We start from the raw sequence: 23,625 nt of genomic DNA on the forward strand, positions 1-23,625 counted from the left end.
TAAATAACGCGTTATATATCGCGATATACATTAAGGAGCGTGCGACATGGATATCGTCAGCGACATGGGTCCGGTGTTTCTGGGCAGCCGCCTGAAACGACTGGCCGAGCGATTGCAGGCCGATGCAGCGCGCATCGTCAACGAAGCGGGGCTACCGGTGCAACCCACCCATATGCCGTTGCTGGTGGCGCTTGATCGGCAGCCGATGGCCATAGGGCAACTGGTCGAGGTGATCGGCGTCAGTCAGCCCGGTATCACGCGCGGCATCGGGCAGCTTGTCGATATGGGCCTTGTGCAGTCCGAAAAGGGCAAGGATCAGCGTCGCCGCACCGCGTCATTGACCCCGGAAGGTCAGGCGGCGATGGCGCGCGCCAAACATCTGGCCCTGCCGCGCATCGAACGCGGCGTGAAGGAGATCCTCACGGCCCTCGACGGAGATTTCATGGCCGAGATTGGCCGTCTCGAAGCGGTGCTGGAAACACAGTCGCTCTATGCCCGTGCCGGAGACTCCAAACCGGCCCTGACCGTCCGCGAATATAGCTCGGAACTGGCGGCGGATTTTCACGATATCAATGCCGAATGGATCAGCAGCATGTTCCGGCTTGAGGCCACCGACATCGAGGTCCTGCGGCACCCCGAAGACAAGATCATCGCCCCCGGCGGCGCGATCCTCTTCGTCGAAGCCGCCGGTCTGGGTATCGTCGGCACCTGCGCCCTGCAAAAAACCGGTCCCGGCGCGTTCGAGCTGACCAAGATGGGTGTCCGGTCGTCGGCGCGCGGTCTGAAAGCCGGTGAGTTTCTCCTCGACGCCATGATCGCGCGAGCGCAGCTCATGGGGGCGGAGACCCTTTATCTGCTGACCAATGCCCGCTGCGAAGCCGCCATCCATCTGTACGAGAAGCTCGGCTTCCGTCACGACGCGGAGATCATGGCCACCTATGGTGCGCGATATGAACGCTGCGACGTCGCCATGCGCTATGTCGCGCGCGAAGGTTAACGAATGCCTTCGTTAGGGGCGGCGGCAGATTCTGCCGCCCTTTCGCTACCCCTGAATCAGCCCCTACATATTCTCAAGTCTTTTCAATAAATTACGATTTTTTTCCGCTCTGGCACGGCTCTTGCTTCTTGAAAAACATGGTTAACGCCGTTTGTTTCACAGGGAGCCCGCATGGATAACGCCACCTACGTCGCCTTGTCGCGTCAGCTCGTCCTGCGCCGCGAACTGGACGTCACCGCCAACAATCTGGCGAACATGAACACCAGCGGTTACAAGTTCGAGCAGCTTCTGGTCGAAACCGAACCCGGCAAACCCGCCTATAACCTGCCGATCCGCGCCCCCGCCAATTTCGCCTTCGACAAGGGGATCGGTCGCGACTTTTCGCAGGGGTCCTTCATCCAGACCGGCAGCGACTACGACCTCGCCATCGAAGGCGAAGGCGCGTTCTTCGTCGTCAACGGCCCCAGCGGCCCGCTCTATACCCGCGACGGCGCCTTCACGGTCAATTCCGAAGGCGTCCTGACCACGCAGGAAGGCCTGCCGGTACAGGGCGACGGCGGCGAAATCCGCCTGAACGCCGAATTCGGCGCGCCGAGCATCTCCGCCGACGGCATCGTCTCGCAACGTTCCGCCGACGGCACGGTCCGCGTCGGCAAGATCAATGTCGTGCGCTTCGCCAACCTGTCCGACGTGGAAAAGCGCGGCGACAACATGTTCGCGGCGACCTCAAACGCCACACCCGACCCGGCGGGCGACGTCCGCATCCGTCAGGGCATGCTGGAGGCGTCGAACGTCAACGCCCTTACCGAAGTCACCCGGCTGGTCGAGATCAACCGGTCCTACGCCTCGATCTCGAAGGTCATCGACCAGAATCAGGAACTCAACCGCAACGCCATCGAGCGTCTCGGTCGTGTCGCCTAAGGAGTAACAAAACATGCGTGCTTTAAGAACCGCTACCACCGGCATGGCCGCCCAGCAGATGAACGTCGATGTCATCTCGCACAACATCGCCAACATGAACACGGTCGGCTACAAGAAGCAGCGCGCCGAGTTTCAGGATCTGCTGTATCAAAACGTCGAGCGCATGGGCGCGCAGTCGTCCGAAGCCGGGACCGTCGTGCCGACCGGCATCCAGATCGGTGCCGGTGTGAAGACCGGCAGCGTCTATCGCATCCTGACCCAGGGCTCGGTCACCCGCACCGACAATTCCTACGACCTGATGATCGACGGGCGCGGCTATTTTCAGGTCCTGATGCCGTCGGGCGAGACCGCCTATACGCGCGCCGGCAACTTTGCCATCAACGATCAGGGGCAACTGGTCACCGACGACGGTTACCTCGTCCAGCCGCAGATCACCCTGCCGCAGGACACCAAGGAATTCACCGTCTCCAAGACCGGTCAGGTTTCGGTGACGCAGGACGGCGTGACGACCCCGACCGTCATCGGTCAGCTTCAACTCGCCACCTTCTATAACGAAGCCGGGCTCGACGCCATCGGTGACAACCTGTTCCTGCAATCGGGCGCGTCGGGCGCACCGACCATCGCCGCCCCCGGCGACACCGGCTACGGCACGCTGCTGCAAGGCTATACCGAAGCCTCGAACGTCGACGCCGTGTCGGAAATCACCGCCCTGATCGTCGCGCAACGCGCCTACGAAATGAACTCGAAAGTCATCACCACCGCCGACGAAATGCTGTCGGTGGCCGGCAGCCTGCGTAACTAGGGAAACACCTGATGCACCGTTCCGTCTATATGCTGATGCTGGCGGGAACGGCGACCGTGTTCGCCGCCAGCCACACCTATGCGCAAGACAGCGTCACCCTGCGCGCGCAGGTCACCGATGCCGACGGACGCGTCACGCTGGGCGACCTGTTCGACGGCGCGGGCAAGGCTTCGGACATCGTCATCGCCCAGCGCAGGAACCCGTCGATCGTGCTCGACGCCGGTCAGGTGCAGGTGCAGGCGCGTCAGGCGGGCCTGATCTGGACCAACCCGCAGGGGCTGCGCAGGATCATCGTCTCCGCCGGTGGCGACGGCGTCGCAACCGCCACGAAGGTTCAGGCCGGGGCCACGAAAGACGTGCTGGTCTTCACGCGCACCATGAGCGCAGGCGAGATCGTCTCCGCTGCCGACATCGCCTTCAAGCCGGTGCAGGCCCATATGGCGTCGGGCGCGCTGATGCTCGATGCGCAGACCGCCATCGGCAAGAGCGTCCGCCTGCCCGTGCGCGAAGGCGGCATCGTCAGGACATCGGACCTCGCCTCGCCCGTGGTCATCAAGCGCGCCGAACTGGTCAAGGTGACCTGGTCGATGAACGGCATCAGCCTGAGCATGACCGGTCAGGCGCAAAAGGATGCCGCCATCGGCGACGTCGTCATGGTCCAGAACCCGCAGTCGAAAAAGCTGATCGAGGCCGTCGTCACCGGCCCCGGCACGGCGGTCACCGGCGATGCCGCGCTGGCGCTCCGTTCCGACAAACTCTATTCAAGCCGTTGAGGTAGTATCCATGCGTATCCCGTCTCTCGCCGCCTTTGTCATCGCCGCCGCCTCGCTTACGGCCTGCGCCAGCGTCAACGAAGCCGTCTCCGGCCCGCAGCTCAATCCGATGGGGTATCCGTCGCAACTGGTGCCGCAGCAGCAGGTCTATGCGCCGACGCCCCCCGCCGCCTCGGCCAATTCGCTGTGGCGCAGCGGCGCCAAGGCCTTCTTCAAGGACCAGCGGGCCCGCAATGTCGGCGACATCCTGACGGTGCAGGTCGATATCGACGACAAGGCCCAGACCCAGAACACCACCGCCCGCTCACGCGAAAGCGATTACAACGCCTCGATCCCCAAGGTCTTCGGGCTGGAATCGTCGCTGGGGAAAATTTTGCCGAGCGAGTATAATGCGTCGAATGGCTTATCCACCAACGGTTCGACGAACTTCAGCGGCTCGGGCAGCGTCAACCGCGCGGAAAAGATTTCCCTGACCATCGCGGCGGTCGTTACCGGCGTCCTGCCGAACGGCAATCTGATCGTGCAGGGCTCTCAGGAAGTGCGCACCAACCGCGAAGTGCGCGAACTGACGGTGTCGGGCATCGTGCGGCCTGAGGATATTTCGTCGGCCAATACGGTCCGCCACGCCCAGATGGCCGAGGCGCGTATCTCTTACGGCGGCCGCGGCGACGTGACCCGGATGCAGGCCGCCCCGGTGACGCAGAACCTGATGGAAAAGTTCTCACCGTTTTAATCCAAATCATACTCCCCCGCCACGCGGGGGAGGTGGCGCCGAGTGAAACGAGGTGACGGAGGGGGGCCTTGCCGATGTTGAAAAGGCCCCCACCACCACGCCTTTCAGGCGCGGTCCCCCTCCCCACGTGGTGGGGAGGTATTAAGTCGGGTAAGCTTTTTTACCTTTTGCCTTTACCATAAGGCCATGCCCGCCAGGCCCGCCTACGAAGATGACGACTATGTCGCGCCCTATGCGCAGCGAAACGTCGTGCCTTCAACACAGGATACGCCGCTGGACGGGCTGGCCCTTTGGATCTATCGGGCCGAGATTCTGCTCGCCTGTTTCTGCGTCTTCATGTTCACCGAAGCCCTGTGGGCGCCGCTGTTCGCCCCCAACCAGGAAACCGGCGGCGACGTGGCGTGGATGCGGCTCCTGTGGCTGCCGGTCTATGGCCTGACCCTGCTGCTGTGTGCGCTCCGGGCCGACAGGTTCCTGCGCATTTTACCCGCCCTGTTCATGGGCGGGCTGCTGATCGGTTTGTGTTACGCGTCGGGATACTGGTCCATCGACCCCGCCGTGACCAGTCGACGCTCACTGGCCCTCGCCTTTACCACCCTGTTCGGGCTTTATCTGGGGATGCGCTTCAAGGGCTCGGACCTGACCCAGATCGTCGCCCTGACCTTCACCGTCTTGGCGGTCGGCAGCATTCTGGCGGCGCTTTTCTATCCTACGATGGGCGTCCACCACGACATCAATGCCGGGGCGTGGCGCGGCCTGTGGCACGAAAAGAACCAGATGGCCTCGCTGATGACCTTCGGCTTCGTCGCCGCCTGCGCCAGCGCCTTCATCGTCCCCGAACGCCGCACGGCGTGGATCGTGGCGGCGGCCCTTATCTTCTTTCTGGTGGTCATGTCGCGCTCAAAGACCTCGCTGCTGGCCTGTATGCTCAGCCTGTTCGCCATGCCGGTCCTGATGGCGCTGAAACGCGGCGGCATATTGAGCGTCCTGTTCGTATGGGCTGCCGCGACGGTCTCGCTGATCGGCGGGACATTGTTCTTCCTGATGCCCGAAGCGATCTTCAAGGCGCTGGGCAAGGACCCGACGTTGACGGGCCGCACAGAAATCTGGGAGTCGCTGCTGCGTCTGTCGGACAAGCGCCCGTGGCTCGGTTACGGCTACAAGGCCTTCTGGGGGCCGGATTCGGTGCCCAACAAGATCGTCAAGATGGAGACGCACTGGGACGTGCCCTCGGCGCACAACGGCTGGCTGGACCTGCTGGTGCAACTGGGCTGGCTGGGCGTCATACTGTTCGGCAGCGTGCTGGCCATCGCCTTTTTCTGCGCCCTGTTCCGGTTTGCGCGCGTGAAGGACGGGTTTTTTTCGGTGCTGACGCTGTGCCTGTTCAGCTTCCTGATCTTGTCGGAAAGCTTTATTCTGGGACAGAATACGCTGATCTGGGTGCTGTTTATCTGCGCGATGTCGCGCCTGACGGCGAACCGGTTGCAGGACACCTAACTTATACTCCCCCAGTTTACTGGGGGAGGTGGATCGATGCCGCAGGCAGCGAGACGGTGGGGGGCTCGCGTAGATACCGCGAATAAATCTGCGGCCCGACGCGCGCTTTACAATGACCGAGAAGGCCCCCACCACCACATCCGCATCGGCGGTCCGATCACCGACTTCGTCGGCTCGTGCGGTCCCCCTCCCCACAAGTGGGGAGGTATAATTTAGGCGTCCGCCCCTACCGCCTGCGACACGTGCGTGAACCCGTCACGAAGCAACAGATCGACCAGATCGCGCTTGATTTCGTCAACCAGACCCGGCCCTTTGAAAACCATCGCCGAGTACAATTGCACCGCCGAGGCCCCGGCCCTGATCTTGACATAGGCATCGGCCCCCGAGGCGATCCCGCCCGCCCCGATCAGCAGCAACCGACCCTCCGACACCTGCCGCGCTGTGCGCAAGGCCGCCGTCGACAACGCAAAGAGAGGCGCCCCCGACAGGCCGCCGGTCTCGGCCTTCTGCGCCGATTGCAGGGTCTCGGCGCGCTCGATCGTCGTGTTCGACACGATCAGTGCGTCGAGCCCGTGCGTCATGGTCGATTGCACCGTGTCGGCGATCTCGTCTTCCGTCAGGTCCGGCGCGATCTTGAGGAAGATCGGATAGTTCTGCCCGGTCACGCGCACCAGATCGGCGCGCGTGGCGGCAATCTGCGCCAGCAACTCATCCAGATGCGACTTGCCCTGAAGCGCCCGCAGCCCCGGCGTATTGGGCGACGAAATATTGGCCGTGAAATAGCTCGACAGGCCCCACAGGCGCTTCAGGCCCGTGACGTAATCGGCCATGCGGTCGGTGGCGTCCTTGTTGGCGCCGATATTGGCCCCCAGAACGGGACGGCTCACACGCCCGACATAGCGCTCCAGATGCCCGGCGAAGACATCGAGCCCCTTGTTGTTGAAGCCCATGCGGTTGATCACCGCCTCATCCTCGCTCAGACGAAACAGGCGCGGACGCGGATTGCCCTCCTGAGGCAGCGGCGTCACCGTCCCGCATTCGACGAAGCCGAACCCGGCGCGCGACATGGCCAGCGGCACGTCGGCGTTCTTGTCGAACCCGGCCGCCAGACCGACGCAGTTGCGCGCCGATACCCCGCCGCCCGTGCAGGGAAACTCGACCGTCAGTTCCAGCGGATCGTAAGACGACTGAGGCCCCAAACCCGATTTCAAGGCCAGGATCGTCGCCGCATGGGCGTCTTCGGGATCGAGACCGTGCAGGGCGCGGGTGGCCAGCTTATAGATGTCCATTTATTCGCCCAGATCCTTCGGTTTCAGCACGCCGTCATAGAGCGGGCGGCCCGCCACATCGACCTCGAACACGGTCGCCGCCGCCGTGGGATAGGTGCCGCGCACCTTGTCGATCTCGGTCTGCGAGGCCGCGCCCTCGGTCATATAGTCGAGGATCAGATACTGGATGCCCGGATTGTGCCCGATGACCAGCAGGCAGTCGCCCGCCTCCTCATGCGCCTCGACCAGACGGCGCAGGTCGTTGGCGCCGGCATTATACAGATCGTCGCGGCGCTCGGCGTGGATCGGACCCAGCACCGCGTTCACCGCATCGAAGGTCTGCGACGTGCGGTGGGCCGACGACACCAGCGCAAAGTCGGGCTTCAACCCGCGCGCCTTGAGCGCCTCGGCCACCGCGGTGGCTTCACGCACCCCGCGCTGCATCAGGTCGCGCTCGAAATCCTCGCCCGACTCCGCGTCCTTTTCGGCCTTGCCGTGACGCATGACGATCAGATGCTTCATCATATCGAACTATCCTTATTCCCGCGCATATGGCCGCGACTCCGGTCGTGTTTCAAGCCTGTTTTACAGGTGTTTTTCGCGAAAACTCCGGCGCGCGGATTTTACCAAGTAAAACCGCGTCTAAAGCCAATGCAAACCCTTCGCAAATATGACATTCAGATTTAAGCTTACAGACATGTAATGAAAGCGGATCAAAAAGCCTTTATGGCATCGGGTTTTATTGCGCTTCACATTACAAAAACTTAAATCCCCGACCGCTTCACATAAATCGGACAAAACTATATAAGCCGGGTAACGACGGGGGCGGTAAAAACGCGCGTAGAACAGGTTTATGCCTCCCCGGCACCTTATTTTGTTTTTACCCAGAGACCTCCCCATGTCCTCCTCCCTGAATTCCACCGTCAGCTTCGCCGTGCTGGCCTCGCTTCTGCTGGTGTCGGGCGCGCACGCCCAAACCGCACAAACCGATCCGAAAGCCGACCCCAAGGCTGAGGTCAAAACCGAAACCAAGAAGGCGGACGAAGAAACCACCACGGTTACCGTCACGGGGGCCAAGGCGCAGAACCGCATCGACCGTCAGGTCTACGACAACACCAAGAACCCCGACGCCGCTGTCGGCACCGCCGCCGACTCGCTGAACAAGGTGCCGGGCGTCACAGTCGATGCCAACGGCAATGTCGCCCTGCGCGGCAATTCCAACGTTCAGGTCTATGTCGACGGCAAGCCCTCGGCCATGATGTCGGGCGACAACCGCGCCGGCGCCATCCAAGCCATGTCGGGCGGCGACATTTCGTCGGTCGAGGTCATGAACAATCCCGGCGCGCAGTTTTCCTCCGAAGGGTCGGGCGGCATCATCAATCTGGTCATGAAGAAGAACCGTCGTCCGGGCGGCTACGGCTCGGCCAATGTGGCGGTCGGCGACGGTCGCTATAATGGCGGCGTCAGCGGCAGCTACACGGCGGGTAAGGTGTCGTTCAACGGTGGCATCAACTATCGCGAAGACGGTGGCACGGGCAAGTCGACGCGCCGTCAGCGCGCGCTCGACGCCAACGGCAACACCACCTCGCGCACCGAGTCCAATACCATCGGCACGGCCAAGTTCAACAATCTGGGGATCAATGCGGGCGTCGACTATAATCTCGACGACACCAATACCCTGAGCGCGGCCGTCGCCTACAGCCGTCGCGAGGTCAACATCACCGGCAGCGGCGACAATGCGACCCTGAATGCCGCCGGTGTGGTCACGCGCCGGTACGGCAGTCTCGTGCGCGCCGAAAACCCAGGCCAGGACCAGAGCCTCGCCCTGACCTGGAGCCATGTCGGCAAGCTGCCGGGCGAAACGCTCAAGGCCGACCTGCGCATCAGCCGCTCGACCGGCGAAAGCATCACGACCAATACCTTCAACTACACCCTGCCGAGCGTCTCGACGGCGACCGATCGCAAGACCTCGTCGCGCGACCTGTCGAGCGCCGTGTTCAGCCTCGACTACAACCGCCCGGTCGGCACCGATCAGTTGACCACCGGCCTTCAGATCACCCGCGACGACAGCTCCAACCGCAACGAATCGACCGGCACCGGCGCTGACGGCCTCGGCAACGCCCTTCTGACCAATGGGTTCGAGTACAAGCAGACCCTTACCGCCGCCTATATGACCTATCAGAAGCCATTCGGCGAAAAGTGGGTCGTCCTCGCCGGCCTGCGCATGGAAAACCTCGACCTCGACACCTATCTGGTCAATGCCGCCACGCACACCAATATCAACTACACGAAATACAGCCCCAGCCTGTTCGCGACCTACCTGATCTCGGACACCGCCAAGCTGCGCTTCTCCTATGCGCGTCGCCTGCAACGCCCGAACCCGCAATCGCTGAACGCTGCCCTGACCTATAACGATCCGACCAACGTCACCCAGGGCAACCCGAACCTCAAGCCGCAGGAGACCGACTCGTTCGAACTGGGCTACGAAGTCGCCAAGGGCAAGATCAACTATCAGATCCGCGGCTATTATCGCGACAATCAGAACGTCATCACCCAGACCAGCCGCTTCCTGACGGGCAATGTGTTGCTGACGACGCAGGAAAACGGCGGTGAAAGCCAGGCTGGCGGGATCGAGTTCAACTTCAATGGCCAGTTGACGCCGAAGCTGAACCTGACTCTGGGCGGCGATATCGCCCACACCGAACTGACCACTCCGGCGACCGGCAGTCAGGAAGCCGATTCGCTCAATGGCCGGATGAACTTCACCTATAATGCGACGGCCAAAGATTCGATCTCGGTCTTCTTCTTCTCGCGCGGCAAGACCCTCACCGGTCAGGGCTATACCGAGCCCTTCGGCATGGGCAACTTCACCTATGCCCGCAAGCTGACGCCGAAGGCAACCCTGACCCTGACGGTACGCGACCCGCTCAATACCGGCAAGTCGGTCACCTATACCCAGACCAAGACCGTCTATTCGGAATCGAGCCGCAGCCAGCAGGCCTCGGTCATCTATCTCGGTCTGCGCTATGCCTTCGGCGGTCCGGCCCCGGCCAATGCCAACCAGCAACCGCAGATGCGCATCATGGGCGGACCAGGCGGTCCGGGCATGCGCCCCGGCGGCATGTAAGAGATGAGCCTCAGATCGCCGTCTGAGGCTCTAATTTTTAGTCGCGCATTTGATTCCGAAACGAAGTTCGACGCAGTCAAAACCGCTGCACACTTTTCGGAATGCGCTTTAAAAAGCCCGGCTTCATCGCGAAGCCGGGCTTTTCTCATTTGATGTCACATCCCGCCACCGGATGAACCGGCTGAGGCTGCGGCACCCCCAGTGCGTCGCGCAGGTCGTCGATCACCGAGGTCGCGGTGCCGCGAATATTCGAGCGAATGGCGCGCTTGCCCGCTTCCATCAGGATCAACCCGCCCGGATAGGGCCAGATACGCGGCGCCCAGGTCTCAAACGTCTGCGCCCAGCGCAGGCACGAGCGCATCGGCGGCACGAACAGGGCGTGCGACCAGGCCAGAGGCTCAAGCTCGGCGGCCCGCAGCAGATGCTCCAGTTGCGAGCGCGAAAACGGCTGGCCGTGGCCGAACGGCGTCTTTTCGGCATGGGTCCACAGACCGCCGCGCGCCGTCACCGCCAGAATCAGCCGCCCGTTGGTCGTCAGCAGCCGCGAGGCCTCCATCAGGACGCCTTCGGGGTTGGGGGCTTCCTCAAGCCCGTGCATGATGAAGATGCGGTCGAACATGGCCGAGGGAAACGGCGTATAGTGTTCATCGACCAGTACGCAACGGCTTTTCAGACCTTCGGGCCAGATTTCCGCCCCCTGCGCCGCCGGCATGGCCGCGATCACCCGCCGCGCCTCCGCCGGAAACAAGTCGAGCCACGGCGTCGTATAGCCGAGCCCCAGCACGTCGCAGCCGGTCAGGTCGGGCCACGCCTCGTTCAGTTTCGCCGCCACCATACGTCGGGTCACGGCCCCTTCGGGCGTGGCGTAGAAACGGCTCAGTTCGGAAACGGTGCGACGCAACAGTCAAACCTCGGCAAAGGCGGTGGTGTTCCCTATATATAGGGGAGATTAAGCGCATTCCAAAAAGTGTGTAGCGGTTTTTGGATTCAAATGCGCGTCAAGCCAAAGCTTATCAGAGGAAATCGTCGTGTCCGGTTTGCAAATCCACCTCTTTCCCGCCTTAAGCGACAATTACGGCTTCCTCATCCGCGACGGGGCCACGGGTAAGACCGCCTCGATTGACACGCCGGACGCCGATACGATTGCAACAGAGCTGTCGCGTCTGGGCTGGGGGCTCGACTATATCCTCAATACCCACTGGCATCGGGACCATGCCGGTGGCAATCAAGCGCTGAAAGACCGGTTCGGCTGTACGATCTACGGGCCCGAGGAGGTGACGAAGATCGCGCCTCTGGATCATATTTTGACGGGTGGCGACCGGTTTGCGCTGGGCGAGACAATCTTCGACATCCTCGATCTGAAAGGCCACACACTGGGCCATATCGGCTATAGCGCGGCCTCGGAACAGGTGGCCTTCGTCGGCGACTGCCTGTTCCCGCTGGGCTGCGGGCGGTTGTTCGAGGGCACGGCGGAGGATATGTGGGGGAGTTTGCAGCGGATCATGGCGCTTGATCCTGAGACACGGCTTTACAGCGCGCATGAATATACCTTGTCGAATCTGAAATTCGCCGAAAGTCTGAGACAAACAGAAAATCTGGAATCGTTTCCGGTGCTGGAGGCCCGCGCCGCGCAGGTACGGCAACAGCGCGATCTGGGAGAGCCGACGGTGCCTTCGGTATTGGCCGACGAAATCGCCAGCAACCCGTTTCTGGTCTATCCGTTACAGGAAAGCGGCTTCGCGGCACAGGCCGCCAAATTCGGTGAGATCAGAAAACAGAAGGATCAATTCTGACTCCCTCCTCCCTATCGAGCCGTTGGCGAAGATGGGGAGGTGGATCGGCGCGTAAGCGACGAGACGGTGGGGGCGCCGCCGCCGCTAAACCAAGGTCTGAGAGCGCTGAACTTCGGAGTCATCCCCCTCCGTCACGCCTTCGGCGCGCCACCTCCCCATCTTCGCAAGCTCGATAGGGAGGAGGGAGTCAGCGATAACCATTGAGGGAGTCAATGCCCGCTGGTCAGAACCTTGGTCACCATCTTGGACGACGGGCGACCGCCCCAGCCGCGCTTGAGGTCGAGCTTGAGGACCAGAACATTGCCCTCGATCTTGGCGCTGGGCGGACGGCCTTCGATCAGGCGAACCTGCTGCACCGGGGCGAGAAGCTGACGCCCCTTGCTGGTCGCCGACAGGTCGACCATCGCGTCCGCGGTCACGGTGGCGGCGTCGGCAAACAGGAAGTCGGCGCCCGGCGTCTGCACGTCGGCCTCGAAACGGATCAGCCGCGTCAGGGCCGCCGAAGCGCGCTTGGAGGTCCGCACCAGATGCTGAAAGAGTTGCGTCGGTGACATATGGCCGGGCTCGAACGCCTCGGCGCGACCGGCCACCGCGACCGGATCGCCGGTTGGACGGTCCTTGGAGAACAGAATCATGCCACCCCAACGCGTCGCCTTGAGGACCGGCTCGCCCAGATCGTTCTTGAAGATGATATCGCCCATCGGACCGGGCGTCGGGGTCAGGGACCAGACCTCGTTATCGCCGTCGAACTGAATGAGGGGATTGCGCTGGCTGCGGTCGAGCACGAAGCCCTGCCCGCGATCGGTAGTAAAGCGGGCGACCGGCGGCGCGGTATTGGTGCGGCCGTCATTGGCGCTGCTCGGCCCCAGAAGCGAATCCCTCAACGCGCGTTCCGACTGAGCCAAAACCTGGGTCGGGGCCATGCCCGCCAAAGGCAGGAGCAAGGCCAGAATCATCAGGCAAAGATTACGCATGAACAGGGGGCGAACGGCCGGAAACAACGATTTTAACCCACGATATGTCATTGCCCTGAGAGTTAGGCTTGGAAAGGGGCGGAAATTGGACGCGGATAAGATGATTGAAAGGCGCAAATCGTTGTCGCGATAGCCTGTGGCGGTTTTACAACAGCACGCGATGGCGAATGCAAATCGCTCGCATTGAAAACCCCTCCCGGACGAACCGGGAGGGGTAATTTATAACCCACTAATCGAGACGGATCAGCTCGCCATATGCTGGCCACCGTTGACCGCGATGGTCGCACCGGTGATGAAGCTACCCATGTCCGAGGCCAGGAAAGCGACGATTTCGGCAACTTCTTCCGGCGTGCCCAAACGACCGACGGGGATGCCCGACACGATCTTTTCCAGCACCGCCGGCGCGATGGCCGAGACCATTTCGGTCGAGGTATAGCCCGGTGCCACGCAGTTGACCGTGATGCCCTTGGCGGCGGATTCAAGCGCCAGTGCCTTGGTAAAGCCGATCACGCCCGCCTTGGCGGTCGAATAGTTGGCCTGACCGGCCTGACCCTTCTGACCGTTGATCGACGAGATATTGATGATGCGACCGTAATTACGCTCACGCATCCCTTCGATGACCGGGCGGGTCATGTTGAACATCGAATCGAGGTTGGTGTGAATGACTTCCTGCCATGCCTTCTGGGTCAGCTTGTGGAAGAAGCCGTCGCGGGTGATCCCGGCATTGTTGACCAGAACCTCGATGGGGCCCAGCGCCGCTTCGACCTCGGCGACCGCGCGCTGACAGTCTTCGAAATCGGCGACGGAACCCTTGACGACAAAGACGTCGAGTTCTTCGGCAACCTTCTTGGCGGCCTCTTCGTTACCGGCATAACCGGCGGCGACCTTGAAACCGGCGTCCTTGAGACGCTTGACGATGGCCTTGCCGATGCCGCGGGTGCCGCCGGTGACGAGTGCTACTCTGCTCATTTTGTTTCCTTACTTTTCTTCTATAACGCGCTCTCACCGTAAGTCGTCATGGTGAGGCGAAAATGATTAGCTTCCGAGACGCGGAGCGCAGCGTACTTGAGTACGTGAGCACCGCATCGCAGGAAGATGATTATTTGCAGACCACCAGGGCGGCTTACGCGACGGTTTCGACCGTCAGGGCAACGCCCATCCCTCCACCAATGCAGAGGGTGGCGAGACCCTTCAAGGGCTTGCCCGCCGCTTCGGCGCGGCGGTTCAGTTCGAACAGCAGTGTCGTCAGGATGCGCGCGCCCGACGCGCCGATCGGGTGGCCGATGGCGATGGCGCCGCCGTTGACATTGACCTTCGCCGTATCGAGACCCAGTTCCTTGACGACGCACAGGGCTTGCGAGGCGAAGGCTTCGTTCGATTCGATCAAATCGAGATCGGCGACCGACCAACCCGCCTTTTCGAGCGCCTTTTTCGAGGCCGGGATCGGGCCGGTACCCATGATAGCCGGGTCGACGCCCGCCGTGGCCCACGACCTGATGCGGGCCAGCGGCTTGAGACCGCGCGCAGCGGCTTCGTCCGCCGACATCAGCACCAGAGCCGCAGCGCCGTCATTGAGACCCGAAGCATTAGCGGCGGTGACCGAACCGTCCTTGGTGAAGGCAGGCTTCAGACCGGCAATGCCTTCGACGGTCGCGCCGTGGCGGATGAATTCGTCCTTGTCGACCACGGTGTCGCCCTTGCGGCCCTTGATGGTCACCGGCGCGATTTCGGCGTCGAACTTACCGGCCTTCTGGGCGGCCTCGGCCTTGTTCTGCGACGAGACGGCGAACTCGTCCTGCGCCTGACGGGTGATTTCCCACTTGGTCGCGATGTTTTCGGCAGTCTGACCCATGTGGTAGTTATTGAACGAGTCCCACAGGCCGTCGACGATCATGGTGTCCTTGAAAGAGATATCGCCGAACTTCTGACCGTTGCGCAGGAAGGCCGCGTGCGTCGCCTGCGACATGCTTTCCTGACCCCCGGCGATGACGATCCTGGAATCGCCCAAGGCGATCTGCTGGGCCGCCAGCGCCACGGCGCGCAAACCGGAACCGCAGATCTGGTTGAGGCTCCAGGCCGGGGTCGCCTGCGGCAGACCGGCCTTGATCGAGGCCTGACGCGCGGGCCCCTGCCCCTGCGCCGATTGCAGCACCTGACCGAGGATCACTTCATCGATGTCGGCGGCGTCAAGACCGGAACGCTCCAGCACCGCCTTGATGGCGTGGGCACCGAGTTCAGCCCCCGATAGCGAGGACAGGCTGCCCAGAAACGACCCCACCGGTGTGCGGGCCGCCGCCACGATCACCACATCAGACACAGAATTCGACATTCGAAAATTTCCTCATCAATTAAGTAAGCGGGACGCCCTTTGGGAATCGGCGCATTTCGCGCCCGTCCGAACCGTGAAACGTTGGGGAACCTGCCCCAAAGGCATGACGGTGTCACGACACAAAGTGTGTGCAATCTCGGCTAAACACGTGAATTTGACCGGTATTTTGTTCGCACCTGCACACGCTTCACGGTTGATTTACCGCTTTGTGCGACCGCACAAGGGATAAGCACTTGAACATTTGCAAAAATAGCCATTTATTGGAATCAAGCGTTCCGCATAAGCACAAAAAGCCGCGGAAACGACCTTTTCCTTCGCTGTTGCGCAGACTTTCATGCTGCGCAACATGACTGCGAAAGAACGGGTAGGCACATAACCCATACAGGGGGAGAAGACATGACCGAGACCAAGACCAAGTCGAAGCGCCAGGACGGCGACCGCGTCATCATCAAGAAGTACGCCAATCGCCGTCTGTACAATACGGCGACCAGTTCCTACGTGACGCTCGACAACCTGTCGGACATGGTGCGTCAGAACATCGACTTCGTGGTTTACGACGCCAAGACGGGCGACGACATCACGCGCGGCGTGCTGGCTCAGATCATCTTCGAAGAGGAAAGCCGCGGTCAGAACCTGCTGCCGATCCAGTTCCTGCGCCAGCTTATTTCTTTCTACGGCGACTCGATGCAGAACCTGCTGCCGACCTATCTTGAAATGTCGCTCGACGGTTTCGCCAAGCAGCAGGAGCGCTTCCGTTCTCAGTTCTCGCAGGCCTTCGGCGGCGCGCCCAGCCTCGGTTATTTTGACGAGCAGGTATCGCAGAACCTGGCGATGTTCGATCGCGCCATGCGCATGTTCTCGCCGTTTTCCTTCGCACCGGGTGCGGGTGAGACCGCAGGCGCGACTCCGGCGGCGGCCTCTGCTTCCGCACCGACCTCTGCGGCCCCCACCTCTACGACCAAAGACAGCGATCAGGTCTCCGAACTGCGCGAGCAGATCGAGGCCATGAAGGCGCAGATCGATCAATTGGCCACGCGCAAGTGAGCTTTTAACGAATATAGTATATAAGAAACGGACGCAGGGCAGCCTGCGTCCGTTTTCACGTCCGGAACCCCGCATGTCCGATAAGCCGAACCTTCCCGTCCCCGCCGGTCCCGTGGTCGATCACGCGATCCCCCGCGCGCGGCGGGCGAACAAGGCCTATGAGAATGCCGACTATGCCGCACAGGTGCTGGGCGGCGGCGAAAAGCGCGGCCTGCGCGGCGGGCCGGAAACGCTCGACCGGGCAAAAAGCACCTATCTGAAGTCGGAATATTCCGGGCCGAACGATCGCCGCCCCGCTCCGGGTCGCATCAAACAAGAGAAGATTTAAGGTAAACAAGGTTTAACCAAACGGCACGGGTCTTGCAGCGCTTGACGCAATTATTGCGGAGCGTCCCATGCCAAGCCTGTTGCCGATCTTGATGAAAACCTTCGACGTGCTTCTGGTCGCAACGATTTTCACGCTGTTCGCGTAATCTGCTCCAAATTACGGGTGCAGGGTCTGCGACCCTGCAATCTTAAAAACGCGCGTTCGACTCCAAAAACCGCTGCAAACTTTGGAACGCGCTTAACCGAACTCGAAGTCCTTGCGTGCCGTGACGATGGTCACGATGAACCCGGCCAGCACGTCGAGCAGCGTCATGGTCGTCAGCAGGAAGAAGACCGACGTCCCGAACGGACGCAGCAGCAGGAACTCGACCAGACACAGGATGAACAGGATCATCGACAGCGAGTGGTTGACGATGGCCACACTGTCCGACCGCGTCGATTTCAGCATCTCGAAGAACAGCATGATCAGGCCGGTCAGAACGATCACGTCGCCCATATTGACGATCCACTTCGTGCCGTCGGACGGCATGGGTATCTGAAACAGGATATGGGTCAGGCCGTTATAGGCCGAGTTCGGATCGTTGCCGAACATATTGAACAGCGCCACCAGATTATAGACCGCGACGGGGATCAGCAGCATCGGGAAGGCCGTCAGAAATCCAGCTTCCTTCTGCGGGGGGGCACCGGCCATTTGTTTCTTACCTGCGTGGGCGACAACGGAAGTGGTTAATACCGCGTTTCGTTCTTCCTGCCTAGACTTGTCGCTGGCCATACCGCCCCCTGAGGTAATTTTAGACTTCGGTTGTGTTCCCCGGATGACGGTAGCGACGGTTCAGCCACATCACGCCCGGCAAATCCGACAGGGCGACCCACAGCCGCCCGATATTGGTATATTTAGACTGACCCGTCGTGCGGGGACGGTCGTCGACCGGCTCGAACAGGCTACCATAGCCTTCGCGGTTGACCAAGGCCGGGATGTAGCGGTGCATATTGTCGAAATAGGGCAGACGCAGAAACACTTCGCGGCGGATGGCCTTGATGCCGCAGCCGGTGTCGTCGGAGCCGTCATTGAGCATCTTCTTGCGGATGCCGTTGGCCCAGCGCGAGGCCCACTTTTTCGACGAAGTATCCTGACGGCGGCGACGTTCCCCGGCGACCAGACCGATGTCGGGACCGGCTTCCAGCAGACGCTTCGCCACATTCAGCACGTCGGCTGCCGGATTTTGCCCGTCGCCGTCCAGCATGGCGATGATGTGGCCCTTCGCCGCCATGACGCCGGTGCGCACGCCGCCGGATTTGCCGACGTTCTTTTCGTGGTGAAGGACGCGCAGGTTCGGCAGGCTGGTCCTGAGGTCGGTGAGGATGCTCAGCGTATTGTCGCTCGACATGTCGTCAACGAAAATCAGCTCGTAGGCGTCCTGACCCAGACCGTCGTTAAATACCGCTTCCAGTTCCCGCGCGACTTGTACGCACGAGCCTTCTTCGTTATGAACGGCAACAACAACGGACACGGTTATAGGCATAGGTCAGGCACTTTTTTTAAAGCGATATGCCGAAAAGTGTTGAGCGGTTTTCGGCACCAATATCGCGACAAAACGAAAGCGTAAAACGCTGGAGAGAATTGGAGTCTGGCGTCTTAACAGGTTTGGGTTTAAGCGTAAACAGAACACTCGGTTACGGTTTTTTTCAGCCGCGTGCGCGTCTTTTTACCGGTATTTTGGCAGGTCCTATGTCTTCAAACGTCTTCAACAGCCTGACCAAGGGCATGCGCGGTGCGTGGCTGGCGGCGGTGATCGCCTTTCTGGTCGGTCTGCCCTGCGCCATGCTGATTCCGCCGCTCGACCGCGACGAATCGCGCTTTGCCCAGGCGTCGAGCCAGATGCTGGAGACGAAAGACTTCATCAATATCAGCTATCAGGACGGCCCGCGGCACAAGAAGCCCGTCGGTATCCACTGGCTGCAAGCGGCCTCGACCGCGATCACCTCCAATGTCGCCGAGCGCGATATTCTCTCCTATCGCTGGCCGTCGCTGTTCGGCGCGGCGCTGGCGGCGTTTTCGATGGTCTGGGGCGCGGGGATGCTGCTGGCGCGCAAGCCGGAACACGATACCGAAGGCTTCGATGCCAAGCAAACCGCCCTGATCGCCGGTCTGACGTTCGGCGTCTCGTTCCTGCTGTCGTCGGAAGCCTTTATCGCCAAGACCGACGCGGTTTTGTGCGGCTTTACCACCCTGTTTCTGATGGCACTGGCCAAGATCTACGTCACCTATCGCGACCGCACCGACCCGACCGAAAAGCCGAAACTGACCAAATACAAGCTGATCTTCTGGCTGTCGTTCGCCGCCTCTATCCTGATCAAGGGCCCCATCGGGCCGCTGATGTTCGTCGCCACGGCGGGCGCATTAGCCGGTTGGGACCTGCGCACCAAAGACCTCAAAGGCACGGGCCGTCTCGACTGGCTCAAGCACCTCGGCTGGGTGTGGGGCCTGCTGATCACGCTGGTCATGGTCGGGCCGTGGGCCATCGCCATTACGATTGCCACCGACGGCGCCTTCTGGGGCACGGCCATCGGCGACGACTTCGCGCCCAAGCTGGTCTCGGGCTCCGAAGGCCACTTCGCGTGGCCAGGTCTGCATACCCTGCTCCTGCCTTTGCTGTTCTTCCCCGGCACCTTCCTGCTCGGCGGCGCACTGCAAACGGCGTTCACGCGCTACAAAGACCCGGTAGTACGTTTTGCCATCTGCTGGTTCCTGCCGGCGTTTCTGGTCTTCGAGGCCTCGCCGACCAAGCTGGCCCATTATCCGCTGCCGACCTATGGCGGTCTGGCCTTGCTCGCCGCCATCAGCCTGTCGGTGCCGCTGAAGACCTGGGCCAAGGTCACCAATGTCGCGCTCGGCCTGTTTGCCGGGGCGCTGATCACCCTGATCTCGGTCTATGGCCTGACCGAATACGGCAATGCCTCGATCGTGCCGGTGGTGACCATCACCTCGGCCGCCGCCCTGCTGGTGGCCGGTCTCGGTGCCCTGTTCCTGTGGCGTAATCACAAGCTCACCGGCCTGATGTGCCTGCTGGGGGCCGGCGTCGCCGCGCACCTCGGCTTCGTCACCATCCTGTCGCAGCTCAAGCCCCTGTGGATGTCGCGCACGCTGGAACAGACGCTGGTCGATACGCGCCTCGATCCGCGCGAGGGCCTGCACCCCGGTCCGGTCGCCACGCTGGGTTACGCCGAGCCGAGCTTCGTCTTCGCCATGGGGACCAAGACCGAACTGACCGACACCCCCGATCAGGCCGCTGCGGCGCTCCGTCAGGGCCGCCCGGTCTTTGTCGAAGGCCGCCACGATGCTGAGTTCAAAAAGAGCCTCGCCACCGCCGGTCTCAAGGCCCGTACGGTCACCGTCGTCAACGGCTACAACTATTCCAACGGCGACGACGTGAAGATCACGTTGTATCAACTTCAACCGTAGGACCGTAGGGTTATCGCGAAAGCGGGCGTATCATCTGTGTAACAATAATTCAGAGGATGCGCCATGACCCCCGAAACACGGGCCGCCATCGCCTTCAGCCGCTTCGGGCTAGGCGTCACACCGACAGGCTATGGCGGCGCGCTCAGCGACCCGCAAGCCGCGCTCAAGGCCGAACTGAAAGCCCCCCCGGCCCTGTCGGCAGAGCTGTCGCCTATCCAGAAAGACCTCGCTTTCTCTAACGCTCTGCCCGGTTCGCCGGAACTGCTGGTCCAGATCCGCGACTATAATCAGGCGCGCCGGATGATGCGCGAAAAGGCAGCCGACGCGGAAAAGCCTAAAGAGATGTCACCCAATATGATGGGCGATATGGCGGGCGGCATGTCAGGCGACATGACCAAACCCGACCCCAAACGCCAGATGGCCGACGATACCCAAAAACTGCCGCAGGCCGTGCTGCAAGCCGAGGGCAAGGCGCGCATCGACGCGTGGATGAAGGCGCCGATCGGCTTTCACGAGCGTCTGGTGATGTTCTGGGCCAACCATTTCGCGGTGTCGGTCGACAAGGGCATCCCCGTCCGCGTCCTCGCCGGGGCCTATGAACGCGAGGCCATCCGCCCCCACGTGACGGGAAAGTTCCGCGACCTGCTGCTGGCCGCCGAGCGCCATCCGGCCATGCAGACCTATCTCGACAACGACGCTTCGGTCGGCCCCAATTCTCAGGCCAACCGCAACGCCAAACGCGGCCTGAATGAAAATCTGGCGCGCGAAATCCTCGAACTGCATACGCTGGGCGTCAATGGGGGCTACAGTCAGGCCGACGTGACGTCGTTCGCCAAGGTCATCACCGGCTGGGGCGTCGCCCGCACGCCGCGTGCGCTTTCCGACGGCGAAAGCTTCCAGTTCAACGCCCGCGCCCACGAACCGGGCGCGCACGTGGTCCTCGGCAAGACCTATGCCGACGATGGCGAGCGTCAGGGCGTCCGCGTCCTCGAAGACCTCGCGCGGCATCCCGCTACTGCCAAGCATATCGCCACCAAGCTGGTCCGCCACTTCGTTGCCGATCAGCCGCCGCCCGCGCTGGTCGACCGCCTCGCCAAACGCTTTACCGACACCGACGGCGATCTGACGGCAGTCTATACGGTCCTGATCGACGCCCCCGAAAGCTGGGACGCGCCGCGCAGCAAGTTCCGCTCGCCGCAGGAATATCTGATCGCCCTCCTGCGCGCCACCGGTTCGCCCCTGCCGCCGCAACGCCTGTACCAGACCCTGCGCGCCATGGGGCAGCCCCTGTGGCAACCGCCCGGTCCCAACGGCTTCAGCGACATGGCCGCCGTCTGGGCGACGCCCGAAGGCCTCAGCACGCGCCTCGACGTGACCTATCAGTTCGCCGACCGCTACGCCGCCAAGACCGACCCCCGCGACTTCGCCGAGGCGCGTTTGAGCGGCCTCATCACCGACGCCACGCGCAAATCCGTGGCTCAGGCCGAAACCCGCGCACAGGGCCTGTCAATCGTCCTCCTCTCCCCCGAATTCATGAGGCGCTAAGATGAAACAGAATCGCCGCCATTTCCTCGTCACCACCACCGGCCTGTTCGCCTCGGCCTTTTTGCCCAGCACCGCTTTTGCCGCAGGCCGCGATCCGCGCCTGATCGTGATCATCCTGCGCGGGGCGATGGACGGCCTCGCCGCCGTGCCGCCCGTCGGCGATCCCGACTTCGCCGCCCTGCGTCCGCCGGTCTTCGACGGCGATCCGTTGAAACTCGACGGCTTTTTCGGCCTCAACCCCGCCATGCCCAATCTGGCGCGCATGTATCAGGCCAAACAAGCGACCATCGTCCACGCCTCGGCGACGCCCTATCGCAACCGTTCGCACTTCGACGGTCAGGACGTGCTGGAATCAGGTCACGAAAAACCCGGTTTCGCCGATTCCGGCTGGCTCAACCGCTTGCTGACGACGCTCGGCACCTCGGACAAGCTCGACGCCGCGCAGTTGAAGGCCACCAAAGGCCTGTCGGTCGGCACCCTGACGCCGCTGGTCATTCGCGGCGAAGCGCCCCTGCTCGGCTGGGCCCCGTCGCAACTGAAAGACGCCGATGCCGATTTGCCCCCGCGCCTGCTGCGGCTGTACGGCGAGACCGATCCGGCCCTGATGCAGGTTCTGCACGAAGGGATCGAAACCGGCAAGATCGCCTCTGGTATGAAGGACATGGGCGGTGGCGGTGGCGGTCAGACCAGGGCCATGCTCGACATGGCCAAGGGCGCAGCGGCCCTGATGGCGCGCGACGACGGCCCGCGCGTGGCGGCCATGGCCTTCGACGGCTGGGACACGCACACCGCCGAACCGCGCCGCCTGACGCAATTGCTCGGCGGGCTCGATGCGGCGCTCGCCGCGCTCGAAAGCGGCCTTGGAGCGAAATGGAACGACACGGTGGTGCTGGTGGCGACCGAATTCGGCCGCACCGCGCGCTTCAACGGCACGCAGGGCTCCGACCACGGTCAGGCGACCGCCGCCTTCCTCGCCGGGGGTGCGGTCAAGGGCGCTCGCGTCGTCGCCGACTGGCCGGGTGTCAAGGCCTCCGCCCTGTACGAAGGCCGCGACCTTCAACCCACCACCGATTTGCGCGCCGTAGTCATGGGCGTCGCCCGCGACCATCTGGGGGCCGATGTACGCCGGTTGCAGACGGACGTGTTCCCGGGAGCCATAGGCGTGAAACCGGTGGACGGATTAATCGCTTAAAAACATACCTCCCCAACTTGTTGGGGAGCCGGGCGGCCGGTGCCGGGGACCGCACGAGATGACCGAAGGTCAGCGAGATGTGGTGGTGGGGGTTCTGGCTTATTTACGGCAGTGGCCGCTGAAACTCCGCAGGACACCCCACCACCATTGGCTCCGCCAATGGTCCGGCACCGGCCGCCCGGCCCTCCCCGCACTTCGTGCAGGGAGGTATAGGGATGTTTATCCCGCCGTCGCTTTCAATCCGATAATCGCCACCAGCAGCATCGCCAGAAACAGCAAGCGCATCGGCGTCACGGCCTCATGGAACAGCACGATGCCGAGGATCGCCGCGCCCAAGGCCCCGATCCCGACCCACACGCCATAGGCCGTGCCGATGGGCAGGGTCTGAGCGGCCTTGGCCAGCAGGAACATACTGCCCGCCAGCGTCGCCAGCACGAACATCGACGGCACGGGCTTCGTAAAGCCGTGCGTATATTTCAGCCCGATAGCCCAGCAGATTTCCAGCAGACCGGCGATAATCAGATAGACCCACGGCATAGGTATGAACGTCGTCATGACGCGCTCCTTCATTGAGATAACGATGTAAGGGAGCGTCGTCTTGTCTGTCCGTAGTTTCAGTCGCGCATTTGATTCCAAAAACCGCGATGCACTTTTTGGAATACGCTTGGCTACGGTCCCGGTACGGCGCGTCTCGTCGGGAGCGGCATCCTTATAGCTCCCCCTCGTACAGAAATAAAGCCTTGAAGTGCCTCGGAATTTCAGTATGCGAGTGGACACATTACATTCCGTTTAAGAATTACAATAATTTCATTAAATAAATCAAATGATTAAAACGAGTTC

At 62.1% G+C, this 23,625-nt stretch carries 22 protein-coding genes; 13 read left to right on the top strand and 9 right to left on the bottom strand.

The features are described from left to right. Window positions 1-46 precede the first annotated feature (46 nt). The 6 genes from AEYBE204_RS26520 (at window position 47) to AEYBE204_RS26545 (ending at window position 5,723) form a co-directional block, all read left to right on the top strand. On the top strand, window positions 47-997 hold the full coding sequence (locus AEYBE204_RS26520; RefSeq protein WP_023461466.1) for a bifunctional helix-turn-helix transcriptional regulator/GNAT family N-acetyltransferase: 951 nt from the start codon (window positions 47-49) through the stop codon (window positions 995-997). Between the two features lie 171 nt (window positions 998-1,168). Then, the gene (gene flgF / locus AEYBE204_RS26525; RefSeq protein WP_023461467.1) at window positions 1,169-1,918 is read left to right on the top strand and encodes a flagellar basal-body rod protein FlgF; all 750 of its coding nucleotides are present in this window, start codon (window positions 1,169-1,171) and stop codon (window positions 1,916-1,918) included. A 13-nt stretch (window positions 1,919-1,931) separates the two neighbouring features. Next, window positions 1,932-2,720, top strand: a complete 789-nt coding sequence (gene flgG / locus AEYBE204_RS26530) for a flagellar basal-body rod protein FlgG (protein ID WP_023461468.1) — start codon at window positions 1,932-1,934, stop codon at window positions 2,718-2,720. 11 nt (window positions 2,721-2,731) lie between these two features. After that, the gene (gene flgA / locus AEYBE204_RS26535) at window positions 2,732-3,493 is read left to right on the top strand and encodes a flagellar basal body P-ring formation chaperone FlgA (protein WP_023461469.1); all 762 of its coding nucleotides are present in this window, start codon (window positions 2,732-2,734) and stop codon (window positions 3,491-3,493) included. 10 nt (window positions 3,494-3,503) lie between these two features. Continuing rightward, window positions 3,504-4,226, top strand: a complete 723-nt coding sequence (gene flgH / locus AEYBE204_RS26540; RefSeq protein ID WP_023461470.1) for a flagellar basal body L-ring protein FlgH — start codon at window positions 3,504-3,506, stop codon at window positions 4,224-4,226. Between the two features lie 186 nt (window positions 4,227-4,412). Next, window positions 4,413-5,723, top strand: a complete 1,311-nt coding sequence (locus AEYBE204_RS26545; protein WP_023461471.1) for an O-antigen ligase — start codon at window positions 4,413-4,415, stop codon at window positions 5,721-5,723. A gap of 212 nt (window positions 5,724-5,935) precedes the next feature. Here AEYBE204_RS26545 and AEYBE204_RS26550 read toward each other — a convergent pair whose 3' ends face one another. Further along, window positions 5,936-7,012, bottom strand: coding sequence for a quinone-dependent dihydroorotate dehydrogenase (locus tag AEYBE204_RS26550; protein WP_023461472.1), 1,077 nt, complete (start codon window positions 7,010-7,012; stop codon window positions 5,936-5,938). Then, window positions 7,013-7,516, bottom strand: a complete 504-nt coding sequence (locus AEYBE204_RS26555) for a histidine phosphatase family protein (RefSeq protein WP_023461473.1) — start codon at window positions 7,514-7,516, stop codon at window positions 7,013-7,015. Window positions 7,517-7,889: 373 nt separating this feature from the next. Here AEYBE204_RS26555 and AEYBE204_RS26560 point away from each other — a divergent pair, with 373 nt between their 5' ends. Continuing rightward, on the top strand, window positions 7,890-10,118 hold the full coding sequence (locus AEYBE204_RS26560; protein WP_023461474.1) for an outer membrane beta-barrel family protein: 2,229 nt from the start codon (window positions 7,890-7,892) through the stop codon (window positions 10,116-10,118). Between the two features lie 145 nt (window positions 10,119-10,263). Here AEYBE204_RS26560 and AEYBE204_RS26565 read toward each other — a convergent pair whose 3' ends face one another. Next, complete coding sequence (locus tag AEYBE204_RS26565) at window positions 10,264-11,019, bottom strand: class I SAM-dependent methyltransferase (RefSeq protein WP_023461475.1); 756 nt, start codon at window positions 11,017-11,019, stop codon at window positions 10,264-10,266. Window positions 11,020-11,146: 127 nt separating this feature from the next. Here AEYBE204_RS26565 and gloB point away from each other — a divergent pair, with 127 nt between their 5' ends. Continuing rightward, on the top strand, window positions 11,147-11,911 hold the full coding sequence (gloB, locus tag AEYBE204_RS26570; RefSeq protein ID WP_023461476.1) for a hydroxyacylglutathione hydrolase: 765 nt from the start codon (window positions 11,147-11,149) through the stop codon (window positions 11,909-11,911). Between the two features lie 209 nt (window positions 11,912-12,120). Here the strand turns inward: gloB and AEYBE204_RS26575 are convergent, their stop codons facing one another. From AEYBE204_RS26575 to AEYBE204_RS26585, 3 genes are all read right to left on the bottom strand, one after another. Next, window positions 12,121-12,885, bottom strand: a complete 765-nt coding sequence (locus tag AEYBE204_RS26575; protein ID WP_035441756.1) for a DUF4908 domain-containing protein — start codon at window positions 12,883-12,885, stop codon at window positions 12,121-12,123. Window positions 12,886-13,128: 243 nt separating this feature from the next. Continuing rightward, window positions 13,129-13,854 carry an acetoacetyl-CoA reductase gene (gene phbB, locus AEYBE204_RS26580; RefSeq protein ID WP_023461479.1) on the bottom strand — a complete coding sequence of 242 codons (726 nt, stop codon included), beginning with the start codon at window positions 13,852-13,854 and terminating at the stop codon, window positions 13,129-13,131. Window positions 13,855-14,008: 154 nt separating this feature from the next. Continuing rightward, a complete protein-coding gene (locus AEYBE204_RS26585; protein ID WP_031230078.1) occupies window positions 14,009-15,202 on the bottom strand; it encodes an acetyl-CoA C-acetyltransferase in 1,194 nt (397 codons plus the stop codon). Between the two features lie 408 nt (window positions 15,203-15,610). Here AEYBE204_RS26585 and phaR point away from each other — a divergent pair, with 408 nt between their 5' ends. Next, on the top strand, window positions 15,611-16,258 hold the full coding sequence (gene phaR, locus AEYBE204_RS26590; protein ID WP_023461481.1) for a polyhydroxyalkanoate synthesis repressor PhaR: 648 nt from the start codon (window positions 15,611-15,613) through the stop codon (window positions 16,256-16,258). 73 nt (window positions 16,259-16,331) lie between these two features. After that, entirely contained in the window at window positions 16,332-16,586 is a 255-nt protein-coding gene (locus AEYBE204_RS26595; protein ID WP_023461482.1) for a hypothetical protein, read from the top strand. Window positions 16,587-16,823: 237 nt separating this feature from the next. On the opposite strand, the gene AEYBE204_RS26600 is transcribed toward AEYBE204_RS26595, so the two are convergent. Together AEYBE204_RS26600 and AEYBE204_RS26605 are read right to left on the bottom strand one after the other, a co-directional pair. Continuing rightward, a complete protein-coding gene (locus AEYBE204_RS26600; RefSeq protein WP_023461483.1) occupies window positions 16,824-17,276 on the bottom strand; it encodes a hypothetical protein in 453 nt (150 codons plus the stop codon). A 100-nt stretch (window positions 17,277-17,376) separates the two neighbouring features. After that, on the bottom strand, window positions 17,377-18,108 hold the full coding sequence (locus tag AEYBE204_RS26605; protein ID WP_023461484.1) for a glycosyltransferase family 2 protein: 732 nt from the start codon (window positions 18,106-18,108) through the stop codon (window positions 17,377-17,379). Window positions 18,109-18,314: 206 nt separating this feature from the next. On the opposite strand from AEYBE204_RS26605, the gene AEYBE204_RS26610 reads away from it, so the two are divergent. The 3 genes from AEYBE204_RS26610 (at window position 18,315) to AEYBE204_RS26620 (ending at window position 22,785) form a co-directional block, all read left to right on the top strand. Continuing rightward, complete coding sequence (locus AEYBE204_RS26610; RefSeq protein WP_023461485.1) at window positions 18,315-20,048, top strand: glycosyltransferase family 39 protein; 1,734 nt, start codon at window positions 18,315-18,317, stop codon at window positions 20,046-20,048. Between the two features lie 63 nt (window positions 20,049-20,111). Further along, a complete protein-coding gene (locus tag AEYBE204_RS26615) occupies window positions 20,112-21,593 on the top strand; it encodes a DUF1800 family protein (protein ID WP_023461486.1) in 1,482 nt (493 codons plus the stop codon). A gap of 1 nt (window position 21,594) precedes the next feature. Beyond that, the gene (locus tag AEYBE204_RS26620) at window positions 21,595-22,785 is read left to right on the top strand and encodes a DUF1501 domain-containing protein (RefSeq protein ID WP_023461487.1); all 1,191 of its coding nucleotides are present in this window, start codon (window positions 21,595-21,597) and stop codon (window positions 22,783-22,785) included. A 219-nt stretch (window positions 22,786-23,004) separates the two neighbouring features. Here AEYBE204_RS26620 and sugE read toward each other — a convergent pair whose 3' ends face one another. Continuing rightward, the gene (gene sugE / locus AEYBE204_RS26625; protein WP_031230082.1) at window positions 23,005-23,322 is read right to left on the bottom strand and encodes a quaternary ammonium compound efflux SMR transporter SugE; all 318 of its coding nucleotides are present in this window, start codon (window positions 23,320-23,322) and stop codon (window positions 23,005-23,007) included. Between the last annotated feature and the right edge of the window lie 303 nt (window positions 23,323-23,625).

This window comes from Asticcacaulis sp. YBE204 (assembly GCF_000495855.1).
GTDB lineage: Bacteria > Pseudomonadota > Alphaproteobacteria > Caulobacterales > Caulobacteraceae > Asticcacaulis.